At 62.6% G+C, this 23,904-nt stretch carries 22 protein-coding genes; 13 read left to right on the top strand and 9 right to left on the bottom strand.

Translation table 11 applies throughout. The features are described 5' to 3' along the window. Positions 1-26: 26 nt before the first annotated feature. Complete coding sequence (locus IEY62_RS05240) at positions 27-659, bottom strand: SACE_7040 family transcriptional regulator (protein WP_189014688.1); 633 nt, start codon at positions 657-659, stop codon at positions 27-29. Between the two features lie 140 nt (positions 660-799). Between IEY62_RS05240 and IEY62_RS05235 the strand changes: the two genes are divergently transcribed. From IEY62_RS05235 to IEY62_RS05205, 7 genes are read left to right on the top strand one after another with little or no spacing between them, the layout of a single operon-like run. Continuing rightward, positions 800-2,410, top strand: a complete 1,611-nt coding sequence (locus IEY62_RS05235; protein ID WP_189014687.1) for a carboxyl transferase domain-containing protein — start codon at positions 800-802, stop codon at positions 2,408-2,410. A gap of 2 nt (positions 2,411-2,412) precedes the next feature. Beyond that, positions 2,413-4,617, top strand: coding sequence for an ATP-binding protein (locus tag IEY62_RS05230; protein ID WP_189014686.1), 2,205 nt, complete (start codon positions 2,413-2,415; stop codon positions 4,615-4,617). After that, a complete protein-coding gene (locus IEY62_RS05225; protein WP_189014684.1) occupies positions 4,614-5,777 on the top strand; it encodes an acyl-CoA dehydrogenase family protein in 1,164 nt (387 codons plus the stop codon). Before IEY62_RS05230 ends, IEY62_RS05225 begins: the two co-directional genes overlap by 4 nt. A 38-nt stretch (positions 5,778-5,815) precedes the next feature. Further along, positions 5,816-6,619 (top strand): CoA transferase subunit A, encoded by an 804-nt coding sequence (locus IEY62_RS05220; RefSeq protein WP_189014682.1) that lies wholly within the window; start codon positions 5,816-5,818, stop codon positions 6,617-6,619. Next, a complete protein-coding gene (locus tag IEY62_RS05215) occupies positions 6,619-7,371 on the top strand; it encodes a CoA transferase subunit B (protein WP_189015686.1) in 753 nt (250 codons plus the stop codon). Before IEY62_RS05220 ends, IEY62_RS05215 begins: the two co-directional genes overlap by 1 nt. After that, the gene (locus tag IEY62_RS05210; protein WP_189014680.1) at positions 7,368-7,862 is read left to right on the top strand and encodes a MaoC family dehydratase; all 495 of its coding nucleotides are present in this window, start codon (positions 7,368-7,370) and stop codon (positions 7,860-7,862) included. Before IEY62_RS05215 ends, IEY62_RS05210 begins: the two co-directional genes overlap by 4 nt. A 58-nt stretch (positions 7,863-7,920) precedes the next feature. After that, a complete protein-coding gene (locus IEY62_RS05205; protein WP_189014678.1) occupies positions 7,921-8,757 on the top strand; it encodes an HpcH/HpaI aldolase/citrate lyase family protein in 837 nt (278 codons plus the stop codon). 64 nt (positions 8,758-8,821) lie between these two features. Here IEY62_RS05205 and IEY62_RS05200 read toward each other — a convergent pair whose 3' ends face one another. Genes IEY62_RS05200 through IEY62_RS05170 form a run of 7 tightly spaced genes read right to left on the bottom strand, consistent with a single transcriptional unit; the run spans position 8,822 to position 16,036 of the window. After that, positions 8,822-9,943 (bottom strand): Gfo/Idh/MocA family protein, encoded by a 1,122-nt coding sequence (locus tag IEY62_RS05200; protein WP_189014675.1) that lies wholly within the window; start codon positions 9,941-9,943, stop codon positions 8,822-8,824. Then, on the bottom strand, positions 9,928-10,629 hold the full coding sequence (locus IEY62_RS05195; protein ID WP_189014673.1) for a ThuA domain-containing protein: 702 nt from the start codon (positions 10,627-10,629) through the stop codon (positions 9,928-9,930). The genes IEY62_RS05200 and IEY62_RS05195 overlap by 16 nt, the downstream gene beginning before the upstream one ends. Positions 10,630-10,675: 46 nt before the next feature. Further along, on the bottom strand, positions 10,676-11,680 hold the full coding sequence (locus tag IEY62_RS05190) for a sugar phosphate isomerase/epimerase family protein (RefSeq protein ID WP_189014671.1): 1,005 nt from the start codon (positions 11,678-11,680) through the stop codon (positions 10,676-10,678). After that, entirely contained in the window at positions 11,677-12,864 is a 1,188-nt protein-coding gene (locus tag IEY62_RS05185) for a Gfo/Idh/MocA family protein (RefSeq protein ID WP_189014669.1), read from the bottom strand. The genes IEY62_RS05190 and IEY62_RS05185 overlap by 4 nt, the downstream gene beginning before the upstream one ends. A 13-nt stretch (positions 12,865-12,877) precedes the next feature. After that, positions 12,878-13,783 (bottom strand): carbohydrate ABC transporter permease, encoded by a 906-nt coding sequence (locus IEY62_RS05180; RefSeq protein ID WP_189014667.1) that lies wholly within the window; start codon positions 13,781-13,783, stop codon positions 12,878-12,880. A gap of 1 nt (position 13,784) precedes the next feature. After that, on the bottom strand, positions 13,785-14,714 hold the full coding sequence (locus IEY62_RS05175) for a carbohydrate ABC transporter permease (RefSeq protein ID WP_189014665.1): 930 nt from the start codon (positions 14,712-14,714) through the stop codon (positions 13,785-13,787). Further along, positions 14,711-16,036, bottom strand: coding sequence for an extracellular solute-binding protein (locus tag IEY62_RS05170; protein WP_189014663.1), 1,326 nt, complete (start codon positions 16,034-16,036; stop codon positions 14,711-14,713). Before IEY62_RS05170 ends, IEY62_RS05175 begins: the two co-directional genes overlap by 4 nt. 242 nt (positions 16,037-16,278) lie before the next feature. On the opposite strand from IEY62_RS05170, the gene IEY62_RS05165 reads away from it, so the two are divergent. Further along, a complete protein-coding gene (locus tag IEY62_RS05165; RefSeq protein ID WP_189014655.1) occupies positions 16,279-17,316 on the top strand; it encodes a LacI family DNA-binding transcriptional regulator in 1,038 nt (345 codons plus the stop codon). On the opposite strand, the gene IEY62_RS05160 is transcribed toward IEY62_RS05165, so the two are convergent. After that, positions 17,313-18,773: a lipase maturation factor family protein gene (locus IEY62_RS05160; protein WP_189014653.1), complete on the bottom strand. Its 1,461-nt coding sequence runs from the start codon at positions 18,771-18,773 to the stop codon at positions 17,313-17,315. The genes IEY62_RS05165 and IEY62_RS05160 overlap by 4 nt on opposite strands. 101 nt (positions 18,774-18,874) lie before the next feature. Here IEY62_RS05160 and dxr point away from each other — a divergent pair, with 101 nt between their 5' ends. The 5 genes from dxr (at position 18,875) to IEY62_RS05135 (ending at position 23,840) form a co-directional block, all read left to right on the top strand. After that, positions 18,875-20,062, top strand: a complete 1,188-nt coding sequence (gene dxr / locus IEY62_RS05155; protein WP_189014651.1) for a 1-deoxy-D-xylulose-5-phosphate reductoisomerase — start codon at positions 18,875-18,877, stop codon at positions 20,060-20,062. 33 nt (positions 20,063-20,095) lie between these two features. Continuing rightward, a complete protein-coding gene (locus tag IEY62_RS05150; RefSeq protein WP_189014649.1) occupies positions 20,096-21,427 on the top strand; it encodes a M50 family metallopeptidase in 1,332 nt (443 codons plus the stop codon). A 63-nt stretch (positions 21,428-21,490) separates the two neighbouring features. Then, a complete protein-coding gene (locus tag IEY62_RS05145; protein WP_018779025.1) occupies positions 21,491-21,784 on the top strand; it encodes a YciI family protein in 294 nt (97 codons plus the stop codon). Positions 21,785-21,832: 48 nt separating this feature from the next. Continuing rightward, on the top strand, positions 21,833-22,999 hold the full coding sequence (gene ispG / locus IEY62_RS05140; protein ID WP_018779026.1) for a flavodoxin-dependent (E)-4-hydroxy-3-methylbut-2-enyl-diphosphate synthase: 1,167 nt from the start codon (positions 21,833-21,835) through the stop codon (positions 22,997-22,999). Further along, positions 22,962-23,840 (top strand): GNAT family N-acetyltransferase, encoded by an 879-nt coding sequence (locus IEY62_RS05135; RefSeq protein ID WP_189015684.1) that lies wholly within the window; start codon positions 22,962-22,964, stop codon positions 23,838-23,840. The genes ispG and IEY62_RS05135 overlap by 38 nt, the downstream gene beginning before the upstream one ends. Positions 23,841-23,904: the final 64 nt, after the last annotated feature.

Below are 23,904 nucleotides of genomic sequence, written 5' to 3'. Positions count from 1 at the left end.
GGCTGCTCCAGGTTCTAAAAAATCGATCAGGCAGATGTCAGGGCAGCCAAAGCCATCTGCTCCAGAATGGGCCTCGCGGATTTCACCGCGATCTTCCGGCCGTGATGCCGCACAGAGTGCGGGGTGGAGTTGATCAACCCAAAGGCGGCGTGTGCCCGGACGCGCAGGCCCGCGACATCCGCGCCGGCGTGAATCCTGGCCAGGACGTCAACCCAGGTCTCCACATAACTGCGTTGCAAGGAGCGGACCTCGGCCTGGTCTGCCTCACTGAGGCTGGTGAAATCGCGGTCCTGTACCCGGATGACATCCGGGTTGCTCAGGGCGAAGTCCACTTGGAACGCCACCAAGGCTTTCAAGGCGTCCTCGGGACTGCCGGCCTCCGCTGCTACGCGACGACCGCCGTCCAGCAGGTCGCGGCTGACACTGAGGAGGAGTTCACCGAGGACTCCCTGCTTTCCAGGAAAGTGCCGGTACACGGCCGGTCCACTGACGCCGGCTGCGGCTCCCAGGTCTTCCAGTGAAACCCGGCTGAATCCGTTGTCCGCAAAAAGGCCGGCTGCAGCTGACAGCAGTGCCAACCGGCGGAGTTCTTTGGCCTGGCTCCGTTGGGTTGTGGCGGCACGGTGGCCTTCGGCGTGTGCTTCCGGGCTTGCTGTCACGATGTCCTCCTTGTGCCCATACCAACGCAACGGGCCAGGAGCCCTCTGTGCTGGACATATCAGTTAATAAAGACTAACCTAAATTTCAGTTACGCGGCACTAACCGAAATGGCGGTGAGCCGGGAATGGAACAGGGGTCGATGGAGACAATTGCCAGTCTGACGGGAGCCGCCACCGGCACCTTTGAAGCCAACCAGGAGGCGCAACGTGCCCTGGTGGAGGAACTAAGGGAGCGCCTTGCAACGGCAGCCCTGGGCGGACCGGAAAAATCCCGCCAGCGGCACATCGCCCGCGGTAAGCTCCTGCCGCGGGAACGCATCGACTACCTGCTCGATGACGGCAGCCCTTTCCTTGAGATCGCTCCATTGGCGGCCAACGGCATGTACGACGACGATTCTCCCGGCGCCGGGGTGATCGCCGGCATTGGCCTGGTCCATGGCCGGCACGTCCTGGTCATCTCCAATGACGCCACGGTCAAGGGCGGAACCTACTATCCCATGACCGTGAAGAAGCACCTCCGGGCCCAGGAAATTGCGCTCGAGAACAAGCTTCCGTGCATCTATTTGGTGGATTCCGGGGGAGCGTTCCTTCCCAAGCAGGACGAGGTCTTCCCGGACAAAGAACACTTCGGCCGGATCTTCTACAACCAGGCCAGGATGTCTGCCGCCAAGATCCCGCAGATCGCCTCCGTGATGGGCTCCTGCACGGCCGGTGGCGCATATGTGCCGGCGATGAGCGATGAGACGGTCATTGTCCGGAACCAAGGCACCATTTTCCTGGGCGGACCTCCGTTGGTTAAGGCAGCGATCGGCGAGATCGTCACGGCCGAAGAACTTGGCGGCGGCGACGTTCACTCGAGGATTTCCGGGGTCACGGACCACCTGGCCGAGAACGATCAGCACGCGCTGGAAATCGTCCGGGACATCGTGGCGACGTTGCCGAAGCCGGCGCAGCCGGCATGGGACGTGTCCGACGTCGTCCTGCCGCCCGTCGTCGACCCTTCAGAGCTCTATGGCGTGGTTCCCACGGACGTGAACGCCCAGTATGACGTCCGCGAAGTCATCGCGAGACTCGTTGACGGGTCCGAATTCCACGAATTCAAGACGAATTACGGCACCACCCTGGTGACCGGGTTCGCGCACCTGCATGGGCATCCGGTGGGCATCGTGGCCAACAATGGGGTCCTCTTCAGCGAATCGTCCTTAAAGGGAGCCCACTTCATCGAGCTCTGCGATCAACGCGGCATTCCCTTGATCTTCCTGCAGAACCTCTCGGGCTTCATGGTGGGCAAGGACTACGAGCAGGGCGGCATTGCCAAGAACGGCGCCAAGATGGTCACTGCAGTAGCCACGGCCAGGGTGCCGAAACTGACGGTGGTGATCGGCGGTTCGTTCGGAGCCGGCAACTACTCCATGTGCGGCCGGGCTTACTCGCCACGGTTCCTCTGGATGTGGCCGGCTGCCCGCATCTCGGTCATGGGCGGAAACCAGGCTTCCAGCGTCCTGGCCACCGTCAAGAGGGACCAGTACGAGGCCGCAGGCCAGGAATGGCCCGCCGAGGATGAGGAAGCTTTCAAAGCTCCCATCAAGCAACAGTACGAGGACCAGGGAAGCCCTTACTATTCCACCGCGAGGCTGTGGGACGACGGCATCATCGACCCCGCTGACACCCGGCGAGTCCTGGGCATGGCCCTCGACGTCGTCTCCCGCCCGCCACTGCCCGAAACCTCCTTCGGTCTCTTCAGGATGTGACCATGACCCTGCCAACAACAGCCCCAGCCCCAACAGCCCCAGCCCCAACAGCCCCAGCCCCAACAGCCCCAGCACAAACCTTTACTGCCGTCCTTGTTGCCAACCGCGGTGAAATCGCCTGCCGGGTCATCCGGACCCTGAGGGACATGGGCATCCGCTCGGTCGCCGTGTATTCGGACGCGGACGAGGACGCAAAACACGTAGCGCTGGCCGATACCGCCGTCGCCATTGGTGGAACGTCGCCTGCGGAGAGCTACTTGAAGATCGACGCCATCATCGATGCTTGCCGCCGCAGTGGAGCGGAGGCCGTTCATCCGGGTTACGGTTTCCTGTCCGAGAACGTGGAGTTCGCCAAAGCCCTGGATGCCGCGGGCATCACTTTCATCGGTCCCGGCATCGGCGCCATCGAAGTGATGGGCGACAAGATCCGCTCCAAGAACCACGTGATGGCCTATGACGTTCCGTGCGTTCCCGGCATCGCCAAGCCCGGACTCACCGACCAGGACCTGCTGGAAGCAGCACCCGACGTCGGATTTCCCCTGCTGATCAAGCCATCTGCTGGCGGCGGCGGCAAGGGCATGCACGTTGTGGAACGGGCCGAGGATATGGCCTCCACGCTTTTGACGGCGAGGCGCGTGGCGGCGTCCGCCTTCGGCGACGACACTCTGTTCCTGGAGCGGCTCATCAGGGCTCCCCGGCACATTGAGGTACAGGTCCTGGCCGACAACCACGGCAACGTCATCCATCTTGGCGAACGCGAATGCTCCCTGCAACGCCGGCACCAAAAGGTTATTGAAGAAGCTCCTTCCGCCCTCTTTGAATCGCTGGCGGACGGCGCTGCCCAGCGGACGCGGATCGGCGAGGCGGCCTGCAACGCGGCCCGGTCGGTCAACTACAGCGGCGCCGGAACCGTCGAGTTCCTGGTATCCGACGAACATCCGGATGAGTTCTTCTTCATGGAGATGAACACCCGGCTGCAGGTGGAGCATCCTGTCACGGAAATGGTCACGGGTATCGACCTCGTTGAATGGCAGGTGAGGATCGCCGCCGGTGAGGTGCTCACCGTGGCGCAGTCCGACGTCGTGCTTCAGGGCCATGCCGTGGAGGCGCGGGTCTACGCGGAGGTGCCCGAGAGGAACTTCATGCCGTCCATGGGACGGGTGGTGGCCCTTGCCGAGCACGGTGCGGCGGATGCAACCGTTTCAGGAGAGCAAAAGGCCCACGCCAATGTGCGGATCGACTCGGCCATGCGGGACCAGCTGCAGATCACGGGCGACTACGATCCCATGCTCGCCAAAGTTATCGCGTGGGGCGCGGACAGGGCCGCTGCTCTGGACACCTTGGATGCTGCACTGGGCCGTTACACGCTGCTGGGCGTGGACACGAACGTCGAGTACCTTCGACTCCTGATCAACGATTCCGACGTCCGGGCCGGGCACCTCGACACCGGGCTGATCGAACGCAAGCTGCCGTCCATGGAGTTCCGGCACGCGGGTCCCCGGGAACTGATCGCTGCCGCCCTGACGCTGTGGCTTGAACGGCCTGAACCGGCGAGCGCGGGAGATGCGTGGAGGACCCCTGATGCCTGGCGCGTTGGCGCAAACGGTGCCTGGACCGCGACCCTCGGCCTGCCCGGCGCCGGCATGGCTACGGTCGCCATCACCGAAAAAGCCGGCGCCGTGACGGCAAGGATCGACGCCGGCGAACCGGTCGGCGTTCGGGTGGCAGAACGCAGCGGCACCGGGATAACCGTGGAGTTCGACGGCGGACAGGTCACCTACGCGGTGGGCACTGCGGACGCCCCACGGGAGATATTCGTGAGCAACGATGGCTGGTCCTGCCGGCTTGAGGTCCTGGACCGGGCCGAACGACTGCGGCGGACACTCGCAGGGATCCAGCGCGTGGAAGGAGCCGCCGATCCGGAGGTGCGCTCGCCCATGCCGGGGACCGTGGTTTCCGTGTCCGTGGCCAACGGTGACGTAGTTGAGGAAGGGCAGGTCCTCCTGGCAGTTGAAGCCATGAAAATGGAGCACCAACTGGTGGCGTCCGTCGCCGGAACGGTTCATCTCACCAGCAAACCAGGCGACCTCGTCAAAGCAGACCAGGTGCTCGCCACCATTCACGTCGCCGTCGCCGACGAGGAAGCGGCCTCCGCCAGCGGGAACACCAACACTGGCAAGAACACAGACAAGGAAGTCCAACCATGAGCACGTTTGACCTGAATGAGGAATACCAGGACCTCAGCGACTCCGTCCGGGAGTTCGCGGACGAGGTAGTAGCCCCCGTCTCCGCCAAGCACGACGAAGAGCACAGCTTCCCATACGAAGTGGTCAAGCAGATGGGGGAGATGGGCCTCTTCGGCCTGCCGTTCCCCGAGGAATTCGGCGGGATGGGCGGAGACTACTTCGCGCTCGCCTTGGCGTTGGAACAGCTGGGGCGCGTGGACCAGTCAGTGGCCATCACCTTGGAAGCCGGGGTGTCCCTGGGCGCCATGCCGGTCTACCGTTTCGGAACCGAAGAACAGAAGCAGGAGTGGCTGCCGCAATTGGCGTCCGGACGGTCCTTGGCCGGTTTCGGCTTGACGGAGCGTGAGGCTGGTTCCGATGCCGGCGGCACCAAGACGCACGCCATCTTGGAAAACGGGCAGTGGGTCATCAACGGCAACAAGGAGTTCATCACCAACTCCGGCACTGACATCACCACGCTTGTCACCGTCACGGCAGTGACCGGCCGGAAGGAAAACGCTGACGGCAGCACCAAGAAGGAAATTTCAACCATCCTGGTGCCCACGGACACGCCGGGTTTCACCGCGGAAAAGCCCTACAACAAGGTGGGATGGAACGCCTCCGACACCCACCCACTGACTCTGGACAACGTCCGGGTTCCCGAAGCGAACCTGCTGGGGGAGAGGGGCCGCGGCTATGCCAACTTCCTCTCCATCCTGGACGAGGGCCGCATCGCCATCGCCGCGCTGGCCACAGGGGCAGCCCAGGGGTGCGTTGACCTGTCCGTGAAGTACGCCAAGGAACGCAGCGCGTTCGGGCAGAACATTGGCAAATACCAGGCCATCCAGTTCAAGATCGCCCGCATGCAGGCCAGGGCCCACACGGCCCGCCTTGCCTACTACGACGCCGCCGCCAGGATGCTGGCGGGGAAGCCGTTCAAGACCGAAGCTGCCATCGCTAAGATGGTCGCAGGCGAGGCAGCCATGGACAACGCGCGGGACGCCACCCAGGTGTTCGGCGGCTATGGCTTCATCAACGAATTCACGGTGGCGCGCCATTACCGCGATTCCAAAATCCTTGAAATCGGGGAAGGCACCACTGAGGTCCAGTTGATGCTCATCGCCCGCGAGCTGGGTCTGTAACCGTACGTTGGGTCGTCAGTGGCAGGGAAGGATCAAGGATGATTGACAAGGTTGTTGCCAGCGCCGCGGAAGCGGTGAAGGACATCCCGGACGGAGCCTCGCTCGCGGTGGGAGGTTTCGGCTTGTGCGGTATCCCCGTCTCCCTGATTGAAGCCCTCCACCAACAGGGCACCACGGACCTGGAGACCGTCAGCAACAACTGCGGGGTGGACGACTGGGGCTTGGGAATCCTCCTCAAGGATGGCCGCATCCGCCGCACCATCAGCTCGTACGTGGGCGAGAACAAGGAATTTGCCCGGCAGTATCTGGCGGGGGAACTCGAAGTGGTCCTTACCCCGCAGGGCACCTTGGCCGAGAAGCTGCGCGCCGGCGGTGCCGGCATCCCCGCGTTCTATACCAAGGCCGGTGTGGGAACCCAGGTGTCCGAGGGCGGGCTTCCGCAAAAGTACGACGCCGAAGGCAACGTTGCGGTTGCTTCGGCGCCCAAGGAGGTGCGGACTTTCCACGACGGCGACTACGTCCTGGAGGAGTCTTTGACACCGGACTTCGGGCTGGTCCATGCCTGGAAGGGCGACCGACACGGCAACCTTGTTTTCCATGCGACCGCCATGAACTTCAACCCTCTTTGTGCCATGGCAGCCGGGGTGACCATCGCCGAGGTCGAGGAACTCGTGGAACCGGGGGAGCTGGATCCGGAACACATCCACACGCCGGGGATCTTCGTCCAGCGGGTCGTAGTAGCCGGGACCGTTGAGAAACGGGTCGAGAAGCGCACCGTCGCGTTGACCCCCGCAGCGAACGTGTTGACCCCCGCAGCGAACGTACAGACAGGAGCGTCATGATGGCCGACAACACCTATCAGGACCTACCGCCGCGTCCCGAAGCCGTTCGACACGAGTACCGGCGGGCCGACGTCGAACACCACGAAGCAAAGGGCTGGACCCGCAACGAACTGGCCGCCCGAGTGGCCAAGGAACTGGTTAACGGGCAGTACGTGAACCTGGGAATCGGCATGCCTACCCTGATCCCCAATTACATTCCGGACGGCGTGGAGGTGATCCTCCATTCGGAGAACGGAATCCTTGGTGTTGGCCCGTATCCTGCCGAGGACAAGGTGGATCCGGACCTCATCAACGCCGGCAAGGAAACCGTGACAACCAACGCCGGTGCCGCGTTCTTCGATTCGGCGTCCTCGTTCGGCATGATCCGCGGTGGACACGTTGATGTGGCGGTCCTGGGGGCCATGGAGGTCGCCGCCAACGGAGATCTTGCCAACTGGATGATTCCCGGCAAGATGGTCAAGGGTATGGGCGGCGCCATGGACCTGGTGTTCGGTGCCAAGAAGGTCATCGTCATGATGGAACACGTGGACCGTAACGGCAGGCCGAAGATTGTCCGGAACTGCACGCTTCCTCTCACCGGCAAGGGGTGTGTGGACAGGATCATCACGGACCTGGCAGTGATCGATGTGGTCAAGGACGAAGGTGATCCGCGCCTGGTGTTGCGCGAGCTGGCCCCGAACGTCACGCTGGATGACGTCCTGGCGGCCACGGGCGCGGAGTTGTTCGAAGAGGACCAGGAGCTCACTGTATGACGCGGGTTGTGGAACAACGAGGCCTCTACTTCGACGAACTCGAAGAAGGCGTGATCTATGCACACAAGCCGGGTCGCACCGTCACAGAGACGGACAACGTGCTCTTCACCACCTTGACCATGAACACGCAAGCCCTGCACCTGGATGCTGCATGGAGTTCCGGACAGCCGTTTGGCCAGCGCCTCATGAACTCCATGTTCACGCTGTCCACCATGGTGGGGCAGTCGGTGACCCAGCTGACGCAGGGAACCATCATTGCCCAGTTGGGGCTGACGGACGTCACTTTCCCGCACCCGCTCTATCACGGGGATACGCTGTACACGGAAACGGTGATCACGGAAAAGCGTTTGTCTTCGTCCCGGCCCGGACAGGGCGTGGTGACCATGCAGCACACGGGCCGAAACCAGGACGGAACCGTAGTAGCCCTGGCCACCCGGACATGCCTCATGTGGACCATGGAAGCGCACGCCGCGAGCCTCGCCGGCCATTAGCAGACGCAGCAATCAGCACGACCAGCAGCAATCAGCACGACCAGCAGCAAGGAACTTCATGCACCCTCCCTTCACCATGGGCCCTGCCCTTCTCTTCTGCCCTGCCGACCGGCCGGAGCGTTTCGGCAAGGCCGCTGACCGCTCGGACGCGGTTATTCTGGACTTCGAGGACGCCGTGGCTCCCGGGGACAAACCCGGCGCCCGCGATGCGGTCCTGGAGCAGCTGGGTGCTGGGGGACTGGACCCCGAGCGGACCATCGTCCGCGTGAATCCTGTGGGGACCCGCGACTTTGAACTCGATCTCCAGGCCTTGGAACGGACGCCGTACCGCACGGTCATGTTGGCCAAAGCGGAAAGCGCAGAGCAGTTGCGGGCACTGGCTGGCTACAGTGTCATCGCACTGTGCGAGACAGCGGCCGGCATAGTTAATGCTTCTGCCATCGCTGCCGAGCCCAACACCGTGGGCATGATGTGGGGTGCGGAGGACCTCCTGGCGTCCCTGGGCGGACTTTCCAGCAGGAACGACGACGGCGGTTACCGCGCCGTCGCGCTGCACGCGCGCTCCACCGTGCTGCTGGCGGCCAAAGCCGCGGGCAAGGAAGCCATCGACTCTGTGTACGTAAACATCCCGGACCTGGCTGGCCTGCTGGCCGAGGCCGCGGACGCCGTGGCCAGCGGGTTTGGCGCGAAGGCGTGCATCCACCCGAACCAGGTTGCTGTGGTCCGGGAGGCTTATTCCCCAGCCCCGGAAGCTGTTGCGCAGGCCGAAGAACTCCTGCAAGCAGCAGTTGCCGCCGGCTCGGGGGTGTTCCAGTTCAAGGGAAAAATGATCGATGGACCTGTTCTGAAGCACGCGGAAGCGACACTCCGCCGCGCGGGACGCCCCGCGAGATGACAATTAGTGCCCATGTTGTGGGGAAACATGGGCACTAATTGCCAAGTCGGCGGAGGCCGGAGCGTTAGGCGTGGACCGCCGTCGCGAGTTCCGTAAGTTGAACGGCCGCGGGCCTGGCAGCTGTGCTCTTGATGACTTCGGCCTTCCCGCTCTTGGCCGAGGCCAGTACCGATTCCATGACGTCCAGTGCATGGAAGGCCAGCTGGCCGCCGGCACGGGGTTCCTGACCGGCGGGTGTCGCGGCGAGGTCAGCGATGCCGAAGCCGCGGCCCGAGTCCTTGTAGCCCGCAGAAACCGGGAGGGTTTCCCAGTCCTCGGCGCCAAGGGCGAAGAGCTGCACGTCCCCGTCGAAATGGTTGGGATCCGGGACGACCAGCGACCCCTTTTCGCCGTGGATCTCGATGTTCGGGCTCTTTGTTTTCACGGCGTCGAAGCTCATGAAGAGGGTGGAGAGCGCACCTGAAGCGTGGACCAAAACCCCGGTGACGTGGGACTCGATGTCGACTGGGACTTTCTGCCCTTCCCGTGGCCCTGAGCCAATGGTGCGTTCGTTGCGGGTATGGCTCGCGGCCCCCACCACCGACACCACGGGCCCCAGCAACGTGACCAGTGCAGATACGTAGTACGGCCCCATGTCGAGCAGGGGTCCACCGCCGGGCTGGTAGTAGAAGTCGGGGTTCGGGTGCCAGCGCTCGTGGCCGGGGGTTGCCATGGTGGCCGTCGCCGACACCGGTGCGCCAATCAACCCGTCGTCGATCGCCTTCCTGGCAGTTTGAATGCCGGTGCCCAAGACGGTGTCCGGGGCGCAGCCAACCAGCACGCCGGCGGCGGACGCTGCCTCAAGTACCTCCTTGGCCTCAGTGGTTGTTGCCGCAAGGGGCTTTTCTCCGTAGACCGACTTTCCGGCGGCGATTGCCTTTAGTGCGATCTCTGCGTGAGCTGCCGGGATGGTCAGGTTCAGCACCAGCTCAACATCATCGGCTGCCAAAAGTCCTTCCACACTCAGTGCCCTGACGCCCTCGTAGGAGTCCGCTACCGCCTGCGCCCTTGCGGGATCGAGGTCCGCGACGGCCACCAGGTTCACCGATTCCAGGCGGCGGAAGTTGGTCAGGTACTGTGCGATGATCGCGCCGCAGCCAATAACTCCGACGTTGAGCGGCTTGGCGGGGTTCAGCGGGATGCCCACAGCATGCCCCTTTCAATGATGGTGCGGACGTTGCTGTCCTGGAGGATTTCCACCCGGTGGCCAGGGGTGCAGACGAAGATTTTGCCCTTGCCCCACTGGCGTGTCCAGATGGCCGGCGAGGTGACTTCACGGTTCCAAGGATCCCACTCACGTACCTTTTGGGTGGTGGTGGCCAGGACATCAACGTAGTCGTCGCTCAAAACCCAGTACTGCTCCGTGACGAGGTCAAAATCGCCAATTCCCTGGGTAATGGGGTGTTCGGCTGCGGCGGGCAGCATGTTCACTGTGTAGGGAACATAATTGTCCGATTGCTCGCCGGTCTGTTCGTCCGCATGCTTGCCAGGGTGGCACGCAAACTGCCCGCCGATCAGGTGAAGGTAGTCGGAGTTGTTGCGGTACGAATCGGCGATCCCGCCGTGCCAGCCAGCCAGGCCGGTGCCGCTTTCGACCGCGGTCCGCAGCCCTTGGAACTCGTCCTTTTCTATGGTGGACATCGTCATGCACTGCACGATCAGGTCCACTCCGGCCATGTATTCGGCGTCAGCGTAGATCTTGGGTGACTCTTCAACGCGGACGTCGTAGCCGTTGTCCCTCAAATAGGGCAGGAAAAGCTCCGTGGCCTCGATTGGCTGGTGTCCATCCCAGCCGCCGCGGACCACCAACGCGGTCTTGTTATTGCTTGTCATGGTTTCCTTCGTATCGGGGCGTATTCGCTGGAGTCATGGTAGGAATTCAGCGTGTTGCGAAGGCCGCATCAAAGGCAGCGGCCGGAGGGCGGATGGCAGCGAGTTCACGGACCAACCGGAGCGCCTGGGGAGCGCCCACCAACCGGTCCATGCCTGCGTCCTCCCATTCGATGCTGGTCGGTCCGTCATAACCGACAGCGTTCAAGGTGCGGAAGATTGGCTCCCAGTTCACGTCGCCGTGACCTGCGGTGACGAAGTCCCACCCGCGGCGGGGATCTGCCCAGGGCAGGTGGGAACCAAGACGTCCGTTGCGTCCATTGAGTTGCCGGACGGACTCTTTGACGTGGACATGGAAGATCTTGTCGGCGAAGTCCTGCAGGAACATCACAGGGTCCAGGTCCTGCCAGATGAAATGCGACGGGTCGAAGTTCAAGCCGAAGCTCTCCCGCGGCCCAATGGCTTCCAGGGTTCGCTTGGCCGTCCAGTAGTCGTAGGCGATTTCCGACGGGTGGACTTCCAGGGCAAACCGAACGCCCACTTCGTCAAAGACGTCCAGGATGGGATTCCATCGATCGGCGAAATCCTGGTACCCGCGTTCGATCATGGCCTCGGACGCCGGTGGGAACATGGCTACGCACTTCCAGATGGAAGAGCCGGTGAAACCGGTGACCGTCTTGACGCCGAGCCTCGCGGCGGCGCGGGCTGTGGTTTTCATCGCCTCAGCCGCGCGCTGGCGTACACCTTCCGGGTCACCATCTCCCCACACCGCTGGCGTAAGGATGTCACGGTGGCGTTCATCGATGGGGTCATCGCAAACGGCCTGCCCGGTGAGGTGGTTGGCAATGGCATGGACAGTCAGGTTGTGCTTTTCCAGGATGTCGAGCTTTCCCTGAAGATAAGCGTCGTCCTCAACCACTTTCCAGGGATCCATATGATCGCCCCAACAGGCGATCTCCAAGCCGTCAAAGCCCCACTCGCCTGCGAGCCGCGCCACTTCTTCGAATGGCAGATCAGCCCACTGGCCGGTGAAGAGGGTAATGGGTCGGGTCATGATGCTTCCTTGTCGACGTTCTGCCAGCGGCTTTCGTTGTCCGCGCTGGCCTCCACGGCGGCCAGCACCTTTTGTACCTGCAAAGCATCAGCGAACGACGGCGAGGGCTGCTCGCCTGCGCCGATGGCATTGACGAGGTCCACAACCTGATGGGTAAACCCGTGCTCATAGCCCAGGCCATGTCCGGTGGGCCACCAGTTGGCGGTGTAGGGGTGGGAAGGTTCAGTGACCATGATCTTCCGGAAGCCCGCGTCCGGTTCCAGGGCCGATTCATAGAACTGGAGTGAGTTCATGTCCTCGAAATCGAACGCCAGGGAACCCTTGGTACCGTTGACCTCCAGGCGCATGGCATTCTTGCGTCCCAGGGCAAAACGGGTGGCCTCGAAAATGCCGATGGGTCCTGACTCAAAGCGTGCCGTAAACAGCGCCGCATCATCCACGGTTACGGGCCCACGCGGTCCGTCTGATCCGCCATGGCCGCCCAGCCCAACCAGCTCCCCGCCCACTGGCCGTTCCTTCACGAACGTCTCCAGGAGGGCCGAAACGCCTGTGATATTGAGTCCGGTGATCCACTGTGCGGCGTCAATGCTGTGCGCCCCGATATCGCCCAGCGAACCGGAGCCGGACTTGGATTTGTCCAGCCGCCAGGTCAGGGGAGCGTCCGCATCACTAAGCCAGTCCTGGAGGTACTGGGCCCGGATATGGCGGATGTCGCCCAGACGGCCGTCCTCCACCATTCTCTTGGCCAATGCCAAAGCAGGGGTGCGGCGGTAGCTGAAGCCGCACATGGACAGGACTCCGCGCTGGGCCGCGGCCTCTGCCACAGCGGTCATCTTTGCAGCTTCCTCCACTGAGTTCGCCAACGGCTTTTCACAAAGGACATGCTTACCGGCCTCGAGCGCGGCGATGGCGATTTCGGCGTGGGTGTTGCCGGGGGTGCAGATGTCGATCAGGTCGATGTCGTCCCGTTCGATCAACCGCCGCCAGTCGGTTTCGGTGGATGCCCAACCATATTTGGCTGCCGCTGCCTTGACCCCGTCAGGATTCCTGCCGGCCACAGCCGTGAGTTCAGGTGTCCGCGGCAGGTCAAAGAAGCGCGGCGCGGTACGCCAGGCGTGGGAGTGTGCGGCGCCCATGAAGGCGTAGCCCACCATTCCAACGCGCAGTGGTTTTGTTTGTGTCACAGGAGAGTCCTTTCTACTTGCTGAAGCCGGCGGTGAGGCCGCTGACCAATTGGCGGCGTCCAAGGACGTAGATCACCAGGATGGGCAGCGTGCTTAGCACGACGGAGGCAAGAACGGCGGGAATGTTGACGCTGAACTCACCCTGGAAGGACCACAGTCCCAAGGGAAGGACGCGCAGTCCAGGACTTTGGGTGAGCACCAGTGGGAGCAGGAACCCGTTCCAGACGTGCAGGCCGTTGTAGATGGCCACAGTGACGATCGCGGGCTTGGTCAACGGAAGAGCCAAACGCCACATCGTCTGCCATTCACTGCATCCGTCCAGGCGCATGGATTCGAACAGTTCATTCGGTACGTCGCGGATGAAGTTGGACAGGATCAGCACCGTCAGCGGTATGGCGAATGCTATGGACGGAAGCATGATGGCCAGCAGGCTGTCATAGAGGTTCAGGCGGATGATCATCAGGTAGATGGGGATGATGGTGGCCTGAAGCGGAATCGCCAGTCCCATCAGGAAGACACCGTTGACGAACTTCAAGTACCTGCCTTTGCCACGCACAATCGCGAAGGCCGCCATGAAGGCGATCAGGACCGTGGGGACAACCGACCCCAATGTGACGATGACGCTGTTCATGAAGTAAGTGGAGAAGTTGGCTTCAATAACCAGCTGGTAGTTCTCCAGGGTCGGGGACGTTGGCAACGCCATCGGGTTTTGTCCGAAGTAGCCTTCGGAGGTCTTCAGGCTGGTGATGACGATGTAGTAGACCGGGATGATAATGACGGCGAGCCAGATCCAGCCGCCGAGGCCGCCGGGGATGTTCAGTCGCCTGATCCGTGTGCCAAGGCTTTGCTTGGCTTTGATGGACGATGCCGTAGAAGCGGCTGTTCCGGGTTTTGAATCACTCTTGAGGACAGTACTCACGTTACATACCTTCCAATTGGCTGCCCTGTTGGTCCTTGCCGCCAAGGCGTTGGAGGAATAAGGCCAGCGCCAGGCCAATGACCACGAGGATGACTGCGATGACGCTTGCAGGCCCCATGAGGTTGGCCCGGAATCCACGTAAGTACATGTCCAGCGCCAGGATCCGGGTGGAGTTACCCGGTCCACCACCCGTGAGGACGAAGATGAGGTCGAAGTACGTCAGAGATCCAACAACCATCAGCGTTGATGAGGTGATGATGGTGTACTTCAGCTGGGGGAGGGTGATGTGGAAGAACTGCTTAATGGTTCCCGCACCATCAATCTGGGCCGCTTCGTAAAGCGACTTGGGGATTTGGCGGACCCCACCTTGATAGATGAGCGTGTGGAAGGGCACGAACTGCCAGGCGATCACGAAGATGATCAACCCCAGGGCAAGTTGGGGGACTCCCAGCCAGTCCTGGGCAAGGAACGGAAGCCCCAGGCCCATGGCCAGGCCGAAGTTCGGGTCCAGCAACGCCTTGTAGGCGATGGCGACGGCAGCTGAGGAAAGCAGCAGCGGCAGGAAGTACAGCACGGCCAGTGCTGCCCTGTACCGTTGCGTTCCAGCGGTAAAGACGCCCAGCAGCAGACTGATGGGTGTCTGGACGAGCCACGAAACGATCATGATCATGAAGGTCAGGCCCAAGGAATTGTAGAGCTCGGGGTCGGACAAAACCGACGTCCAGTTCTCCATTCCGGCTGCTCCGATGGCGCCGATTCCGTCCCAGTTGGCAAAACTCAAGACCAGTACGCCGAGCAGGGGTATGACGGCGAAGACGACGAAGAAGAACAAGGCAGGAAGCGTCAGCCAGGGAAGCGCGGATTTCTGCTTAACGGTTTCCCGGGTCTTCTGCGTGCCCGGGAGAGCCCTGTGCGAGGTTGTCGAACTCATTTGCCCAGGGTGGCATTCATGTTCTCAGCGAATTGCTGCGGGGTGATCGACTTGAGGAAGAGCTGGTCAATGTTGTTCAGCAGGGCTTCGGCAGCGGTCGGGCTCAGGGCCTGATCCCAGGACTGCTGGAAGCTGGGGGCGTCCTTGCCCAGGGCATAGACGAAGTTCAGGAAGTCCTTGTCCGGCGAGGAGGCAAGCTTGTCTTCAATACCGGTAACGATCGGAACTGAACCGGAGTTGATGTAGGCGTCGATGACGGTGTCCGTCATGATGCCGTCCTTGAAGAACTTCTTGGCTGACTCTTTTTCCTTGTCCGTGGCCTTGGCCGAGATCGACATGTACTGGGCAGGGTTGCCCACGCCGTTCTTCGGATCGCCCTTGCCGCCGGCAATGGTCGGGAAATTCACGAATCCGAGCTTTCCGTTCTGGACGAAGTTCTGTCCGTCCTTCTTCATGGCGCCGTAGGTCCAGGAACCTTGGAGCATCATGGCCGCTTTGCCGGTGAACAGGAGGGCCTGGTCTGCCTTTGAATCCGCCGTGATGGAGGAGAAACCCTTGATGAAGCCGTCGGCCGATACCAGTTCCTGGATCTTGGTTCCGGTTTCAATGACGGCCGGGTCCATCCAGGCGTTGGGCTTGCCTTCGAAGATGGCCTGGAAGACCTCGGGTCCGCCGATGCGGTCCAGCAGGTATTCCAGCCACATCATGGAGGTCCAGCGGGACTGTCCGCCCAGGGACAACGGGGCTACGCCCATGTCGTTGAAGGTCTTGACCAAGGACATGAGATCTTCCCAGGTCTTGGGCGGCTGAACTCCGGCTTTGTCGAACAGGTCCTTGTTGTAGAACAGGACGATCGGGGCCACGTACTGGTTGGGAAGGGCGTAGATCTTGCCGTCCACCGTTGCTGCTCCGAAGGAGGACGGGAAGAACTTGTTCTTGAGGTCAGGGTTGGACTCGAACCAGCTGGTGAGGTCTTCAACCTGCCCCGCGTCGGCGTAGGTTTTCAAGCCACCGCCACCCCAGCCGTAGATGATGGTGGGGGCCTGGCCGGCGCCAATGGCCGTCTTGATCTTGGTCTTGTACGCGTCGTTCTGGAAGTAAGTCACAGCGATCTTGTTATCGGGGTTAGCCGATCCGAAAGCATCCACGGCCTTCTGCATGGTGGTTTGGTTGGGCTCACCTGTGAGGAACCACATGCTGGCTCCTCCGCCGCTCGCCCCGCCCGGACCGGACGTGCCGCAGGCACTGGTAGCCATGACGGCGAAGGGAGTGACGGCCGCGAGGGCCAGGAAAGAACGCCGGGATGATCGGAACTGCTTCATTGCTTCTCCAGGGGTAGTCGCATGGTTGAGCACGCCTTGGTGCTTAGCCGAACAGAGTGCTGGCCCGAAATTTATCGAAATATTTCGGAGCCATGATTTAGGTCACGGTCTAAACTAAAGCCTGCGTCACAGTCCGTCAAGGACTTTCGCGGCGAATGTACGGGCGTTCCCCTATGAATTGCCTACGCCAGATTTATCCCGGATACTGAAAACACATCGAAAGATTTCGAAAGTTGGGGAACATGGTTCGAGAAGTGCGTCCGCCCAAGTTGACCTTGGCCGCCGTCGCCAAGGAAGTGGGCGTCTCCGCGCCGACCGTGTCCAAGGTGGTTAACGGCCGCCAGGACGTGGCCGAAGAGACCCGGAACCGTGTTCTCGCCGCTTTGCAAAGGACCGGATACCGTTCCCCGCTCCAGCGCAAAAGCCCTCCCGCCCAACAGGCCGTTGAAGTTGTCTTCGACTCCCTGAACTCCGCCTATTCCGTTGAGGTCCTCAACGGAATCATGGAACAGGCGGCGGCCTCCGACATGGAAGTCATTCTCTCCGTTACCAGCCGGCAGGCAGCCTCGCCCCTTGGCCCGGAGGAGCGTGCGCAGCGCATGCTCGATGAAGGACGCAGCGGAATGATCGTCGTCACTTCTGCCTTTGGATCCGGGCAACTGGAGGCGTTTCACCGTCGCCGGATACCGGTTGTGGTGGTTGATCCCCTGAACCCGCCACCGGGCGACGTGTTCAGTGTCGGGGCGAGCAACTGGGCTGGTGGCAAGGCCGCTGCAGCGCACCTGTTGGAACTCGGTCATCGCCGTATCGCCTACATCGGCGGGCCTGCCGCTGCCGAGTGCAGCCAGGCCCGGTTGCATGGATATATGGCCGCCCTCATGGCCGCCGGAGTGCATGTGGTGGAGGAATACATCTCTGCCGGCCCGTTCCGCTCTTCGAACGGTGTCGCGGCCATGAAGGCGCTCCTGGCCCTGGACGATCCGCCCACTGCCATCTTCGCCGCCAGTGACAGCATTGCCCTCGGCGTCCTGGCTGAGGCCCGGCGGCAGAGTATCCGGATCCCGGAGGACATGAGCCTGGTGGGGTTTGACGGAACACCGCAGGCAGAAGAATCGCTCCCGCCCTTGACTTCAGTCTCCCAACCCCTCCAGGACATGGGGCGATCGGCCTTGAGCTTTATCCTCCGGCAAAAGAACGGCGAAGAGATTGACTCCCGCCGCGTGGAGCTGGCAACGCATCTTGTTGTGCGCGAGTCCACAGCGCCGCCGGCGGCGCGCTAAGGGGAATGCCGTCGCGCAGGGTTGAGCCGCAGCGGCGCAATGGCCTCGTATAACAGCACCCGCACCCAACGGTCACCGGTTTCGCGGAACTCCGCGCGGCTGGCGAAACGGTAAAGGTAGCTGCGTGCACGCACCCAACGGGGGCGTTCGCCGTCGAACGGGTCATGGCGAAGCAGCCCCAGCGTTGGCTTGTCGGCCTCCAGGAGTTTGTCAAGGAAGGCGTAAAACCAGTCCTCGTGGACGGTTCGCAGCGGCAGGAACCACATCATCCAGTCGAGCCTGAGGTGATAGGGCGCCCATTGGCGCGGGAGGCGCCGGACGTCGCCGGGTTTTCCCTTGAAGCCGTATTCCATCCAGCGGTCATCGGGCGCGTCGGGTTCCTTGTCCAGGGTGCCTGCCACGACGATTTCGATGCGTTGTTTCGTGACCGTCCCGAACGCCCCATAGGCATTGACCAGGCGCCATCGGTTGAAACTGGCATTCATGAGCTGCCGGCGCGAGAACAGGTTCAGAAGTGGTCGGTAGCTGAGGACCAGCAGCAAGACGGTGACCAGAACGACGACGGCGAGCCACCACGCCGGGGTTTCGGCACCGGCGTGCCACTCAAGTGGGATGAATGGGAAGAGGGCGTGGGCCACGGAATCGCCCACCGCCCCGAAAGCCAGGATGATCGCAGCCCAGTTCAACCACGCGAAGTTTCCGGAAGCCACCAGCCACAGCTGGGTGAGAATGACGATGCCCGCGGCGGCGCTGGCCAACGGCTGCGGCGCGAAAAGGAAGAAAGGCACCACCAACTGCGCCACGTGGTTCCCCACTACCTCTGCCTTGTGCAGCGGACGGGGGAGGAGGTGGGCCTGCCTGCTGAGCGGGCCGGGCATCGGCTGTGTCTCGTGGTGGTAGAACATTGCCGTCATATCCCGCCACTCCCGTCCGCCGCGGACCTTGATCATTCCTGCACCGAACTCCAACCGAAAGAGCAACCAGGTGATCAGAAGGAGGATGGCGGTGGGTGGGGGCGTCTGGTCCGAGCCAAGAAACGCCACGGTGAATCCCATTTCCAGGAGGAGGATCTCCCAGCCGAAGCCATAGAACGTTTGGCCGACATTGACGATCGACATGTACAGGAACCACAGGGTAAGGAAAGCCAGCATGGGCAGCCAGGGAGGACCGAGTTGCGGGAGGCCGGCCAGCAACAAGGCAGCCACTGCGATTCCCACCCAGCACACCGCCTTGAGCAACGCATCCGAGTAGTGCCAGCGGAAAAGAGTAGGCCTGGCCAACCGGCGTGCCAGGTCCAGGAATGCCGGTACCGGCAGCAGGCCCCGTTCGCCCAAAAGGGCGGGAAACTGGTTCAGCGTCGAGAGGAACGCCACCGCGTAGAGTGCCGCCGTGCCGCGCTGCATCACCTGCCGGGAGAATTCATGGTCCCACGCATCCAACCAGGACAGCCATTCCACAACTCCACGGTACGCGGGGGAGGCGGGCGGTCAAGCAGTGCAGGACGGACGGCATGCCTTTTCCGTTCGCGGCCCCTCGTGCAGGCTGGGATACTTAAGGAATGCAGCCGCGCAAGATCGTCATCCTCGGGTCCACTGGTTCCATCGGCACGCAGGCGATCGACGTCGTCGACGCCGCCCCGCACCGGTTCGAGGTGGTGGCGCTGAGCGCCGGCGGAGGAAACCTTGAACTCATCGCGCAGCAGGCCGTCCACACCCGGGCACAAGCCGTGGGTATTGCCCACGGCGATCCAGCCACCCTGCAGCGGTTCATTGCCGCTGCGGCCGCACAAGCGGGCGTGCCGGACTTTGCTCCACAAATCTTCGCCGGCCCCGACGCCTCAACGGAGGTTGCTGCCATCGACTGTGATGTAGTCCTCAACGGCATCACCGGCTCCATCGGCCTGGCCCCCACGCTCGCTGCGCTTGGCACGGGGGCTACGCTGGCCCTGGCCAACAAGGAGTCGCTGATCGTCGGCGGCGCCCTGGTCAAAGCCGCTGCACGCCCGGGCCAGATTGTTCCCGTCGACTCTGAACACTCCGCCATCGCCCAGTGCCTCCGGTCCGGCACAGAGCAGGAAGTGGAGAAGCTGATCCTGACCGCTTCCGGTGGGCCGTTCCGTGGCCGCACCCGTGATCAGCTCCACCACGTCACTCCGCAGGAAGCGCTGGCCCACCCCACCTGGGACATGGGCCTCATGGTGACAACCAACTCGGCCAGCCTGGTCAACAAGGGCTTGGAAGTGATCGAAGCGCACTTGCTGTTCGACGTCCCCTTGGACCGGATCGAGGTGGTGGTCCACCCCCAGTCCGTGGTCCATTCGATGGTTCAGTTCGTGGACGGTTCCATCATTGCCCAAGCCTCGCCTCCGGATATGAGGCTTCCCATCGCCCTCGGGCTGGGGTGGCCCGACAGGGTCCCCCGCGCCGCCCAAGCCTGCGATTGGACGAAAGCCACAAGCTGGACGTTCGAACCGCTGGATGCGGTGGCGTTCCCGGCCGTCGACCTCGCCAAGGACGCAGCCAAGCAGGGAAGCACCTTTCCTGCGGTGTTCAATGCGGCCAACGAGGAAGCCGTTGAGGCCTTCCACTCCGGCCGGATCCGGTTCACGGACATCGTCGATACGGTCGAATCCGTTCTCAGCGAACATTCAGGGTCCTCTGAGCTAACAGTGGAGTCAGTGCTGGATGCTGAGAAGTGGGCACGAGCCCGAACCCACGATCGTTTAGCTTCACGCAGCGCCCTGTAGCCCACAAACCTTTACGGAAGCAGTCCCACCGGCATGAGTCCCGTCCTTCTCTTCATTCTTGGAGTTATCTTCGTCGCGATCGGCGTTGCTGTCTCCATTGCGCTGCACGAGGTAGGCCACCTGGTGCCGGCGAAACTTTTCAAGGTGCGCGTCACCAAGTACATGATCGGTTTCGGGCCCACGCTCTGGTCCAGGAAAAAGGGCGAAACGGAGTACGGCTTCAAGGCGCTGCCGTTAGGCGGCTATGTCTCGATGATCGGCATGTACCCACCCAACAAGGAAGACGGCGGGGTCCGCCCTTCCAGCACCGGCATGTTCCAGACGCTCGCCACCGAAGCCCGGTCGGTCGCCCATGAAGAAGTGGGTCCGGGTGATGAAGGACGGGTCTTCTACAAGCTTCCCGTCTGGAAGAAAATCATCATCATGCTCGGCGGACCGGCCATGAACATGGTGATTGGCCTGGTACTGCTGGCTGTGTTGCTCATGGGCTTCGGCGTTGCCCAGGCAACCACCACGATCTCCGACGTCTCCAAATGCCAGGTGGCGGCAGGCGAAACCGTTGACCCCGATTCAACCGACTGCAAGCTCACCCCGGCCGCGGCTGCGGGGCTGCAGCCTAATGACAAGGTCACATCGTTCGACGGCAAGCCAGTCACCAGCTGGGATGAACTGACCAGCTGGATCAGGTCCTCCGCCGGTAGGGAGGTGCCCATCACGGTGGAACGCAATGGTGCATCCGTGGCGACCACCGTGACGCCCGTGCTTTCCTCGCGCCCCGTAATCGGGACGGACGGCCGGCCCGAGCAGGACGCCAACGGCGTCCTCAAATACCAGGAAGTCGGGTTCCTTGGCATTGGTGCGCAAAGCGCCCTGGTTCCCCAGCCGGCGTCGGCCGTTCTTCCCATGGCGGGGGAGAACATCAAACAAATTTCCGGTGTGATCTTCAACCTGCCAGCCAGGGTGGTTGGCGTCGCCAAGGCGGCGTTCAGCGAGGAGCCCCGGGATCCCAACGGCCCCATCAGTGTGGTGGGTGTTGGCCGAGTGGCCGGAGAAGTTGCCGCCATGGAACAGGTACCGCTGCAGGCCCGGATAGGGACACTGATCGGCCTGCTGGCCGGGCTCAACTTCGCCCTGGCCATCTTCAACCTCATCCCGCTCCTGCCGCTCGACGGCGGCCATGTGGCCGGTGCCCTGTACGAAGGAGCGCGACGCCGCCTGGCCAAGTTGCGCGGCAAGCCGGACCCGGGTGCCTTCGACATCGCGAAGCTGCTGCCGGTGACCTATGTAGTGGCGGCGCTGCTGCTGTGCATGAGCGTCCTGCTGATATACGCGGACATCGTCAAGCCCGTCAATATTTTCGGTTGAGCCAGGACCATTAGCGGTGACCTGTGAACATTGACGGCCGGACAGTGGGGATAGGCTAGCTCCATGACTGTTTTCGCTGTTGAGTACGTATACGTCGCCGACTCCGACGCCCTCCGCGACGAAGCCCGGCCAGCACACCGTGCATGGCTCGCCGGATTGGCTGAGGACGACAAGCTGCTTGCCAGCGGCCCGTATGGCGACGGTGCCGGCGCTTTGCTGATCTTCAAGGCTGCAGAAGAAGCCGAACTCAATAACCTCCTCAAGCAGGATCCATTCGCCGAAGCCGGGGTTATAGCCGGCATCCGCACCACCGAATGGGCCCCCATCATCGGCGTCCTGGCAGCACACGCTTCCTAGCCCCGGCGTCCTCCACCACAACGATCCACCCCAACCCAAGGAGTCCACGTGACCTCGGTCAGCCTGGGAATGCCAGCAGCCCCACCCCCCGTTCTTGCCCCGCGCCGTAAGACGCGACAAATCAAGGTTGGTTCCGTTGGCGTTGGCTCTGATTCGCCGATCAGTGTTCAGTCCATGACCACTACGCCAACCACGGACATCAACGCCACCCTCCAGCAGATTGCTGAACTTACGGCGTCAGGCTGCGACATTGTGCGCGTTGCCTGCCCCTCCGCTGATGATGCCGAAGCCCTGCCGATCATCGCCCGGAAGTCGCAGATCCCGGTGATCGCCGATATCCACTTCCAGCCCAAGTACGTCTTCGCCGCGATCGAAGCGGGCTGTGCCGCAGTCCGCGTGAACCCGGGCAACATCCGGAAGTTCGATGACCAGGTCAAGGAAATCGCGGCAGCGGCCCGGGACCACGGCACGTCCATCCGCATCGGCGTCAATGCAGGGTCGCTGGAGCCGGGCATTCTGAAGAAGTACGGCAAGGCAACGCCTGAGGCGCTGGTCGAGTCTGCAGTGTGGGAAGCCTCGCTGTTCGAGGAGCACGGCTTCCACGACTTCAAGATCTCCGTCAAGCACAACGACCCCGTGATCATGGTGGCCGCCTACGAGATGCTGGCCGAAAAGGGCGACTGGCCCCTCCACCTGGGTGTGACGGAGGCCGGACCGGCCTTCCAGGGCACCATCAAGTCGGCCACGGCTTTCGGTGCGCTCCTTTCCCGTGGCATCGGAGACACCATCCGCGTTTCCCTCTCCGCCCCGCCGGTGGAGGAAATCAAGGTGGGCAACCAGATCCTGCAGTCCCTCAACCTCCGTCCGCGCAAGCTGGAGATCGTGTCCTGCCCATCCTGTGGACGCGCCCAGGTGGATGTGTACACCCTCGCGGAGCAGGTCACTGCCGGCCTGGAGGGCATGGAGATTCCGTTGCGCGTTGCCGTGATGGGCTGCGTTGTCAACGGTCCCGGCGAAGCACGCGAAGCGGACCTGGGTGTGGCCTCCGGTAACGGCAAGGGCCAGATTTTCGTGAAGGGCGAAGTCATTAAGACTGTGCCGGAAAGCGAAATTGTTGAGACACTGATCGAAGAGGCCATGCGTATCGCTGAAGAGATGGGGGAGGCCGATGGCGAAGATGCTGTCAAGGGTAGCCCCGTGGTTAGCGTCTCGTAACGAGAACGGCTTGGGGGTCAGGGTGCTCGGCGGTGCCGACACCCTGGCCCTTCGCGCGCTCGCAAACGAGGACGCCGTAGCGAACGTCTTCATCCTTGCCCATCTGGAAAGTACCGGAACGGCGGCGCCCACCAGCGGCGGGGCCAGCGTGTTCGGAGTTTTCGACGGCGACACCCTCCTGGGTGCCTGCTGGGCCGGTGCCAATCTGGTTCCCGTCCAGCTGGAGCCGGGCCTGGCCGGCTACGTAGCCAACGCCGCCCACCTGACCGGACGCCGGTACGCTTCCATCTTCGGACCGGCCGAGACGGTGCTGGCGCTCTATGCGCGGTTCGAGCAATTGGGCCATGTGGCCCACGAGGTCCGCGCCGGGCAACCCCTTCTCGCCATTTCCGGCGGCCCGGTCATCGGCGCCAATCCGGCCCTGACCTTTGGCTCCATGGCGGATTTCGACCGCATCCTTCCCGCCTGTGCCGCCATGTTCGAGGAAGAAGTGGGCTACTCTCCCTTCCTGGGAGGCCAGGAGTTCTACAGCAAGAGGGTCGCCGGCCTCATCCGCCAGGGCCACTCCCTGGTTCACATCGATACCACCGGCACAGTAGTCTTCAAGGCCGAGTTGGGAGCCGTCACGCGGGACGTCACCCAGGTCCAGGGCGTATGGATGAATCCGGAACTGCGTGGCCGTGGCCAGAGCGCCGGGTACATGGCCGCCGTCGTCAATCTCTCCAGGACGTTCGCCCCGGTGACGAGCCTGTACGTCAACGACTACAACACCAAAGCGCGGGCCACGTACCAGCGCGTGGGTTTTGAACAGGTGGGAACCTTCGCCACCGTGCTGTTTTAGGCCTGTCCGTTTTCAGGCCTGCCGCGCCCAACTTGTAGTGTTGTTCCGGTTGGCGCACGCCACC

Origin of the sequence: Paenarthrobacter histidinolovorans (assembly GCF_014647595.1) — a bacterium.
GTDB classification, from domain to species: Bacteria; Actinomycetota; Actinomycetes; order Actinomycetales; family Micrococcaceae; genus Arthrobacter; species Arthrobacter histidinolovorans.
The sequence above is the reverse complement of the archived record's forward strand: the minus strand, read 5'-3'. Positions and strand labels throughout refer to the sequence as shown.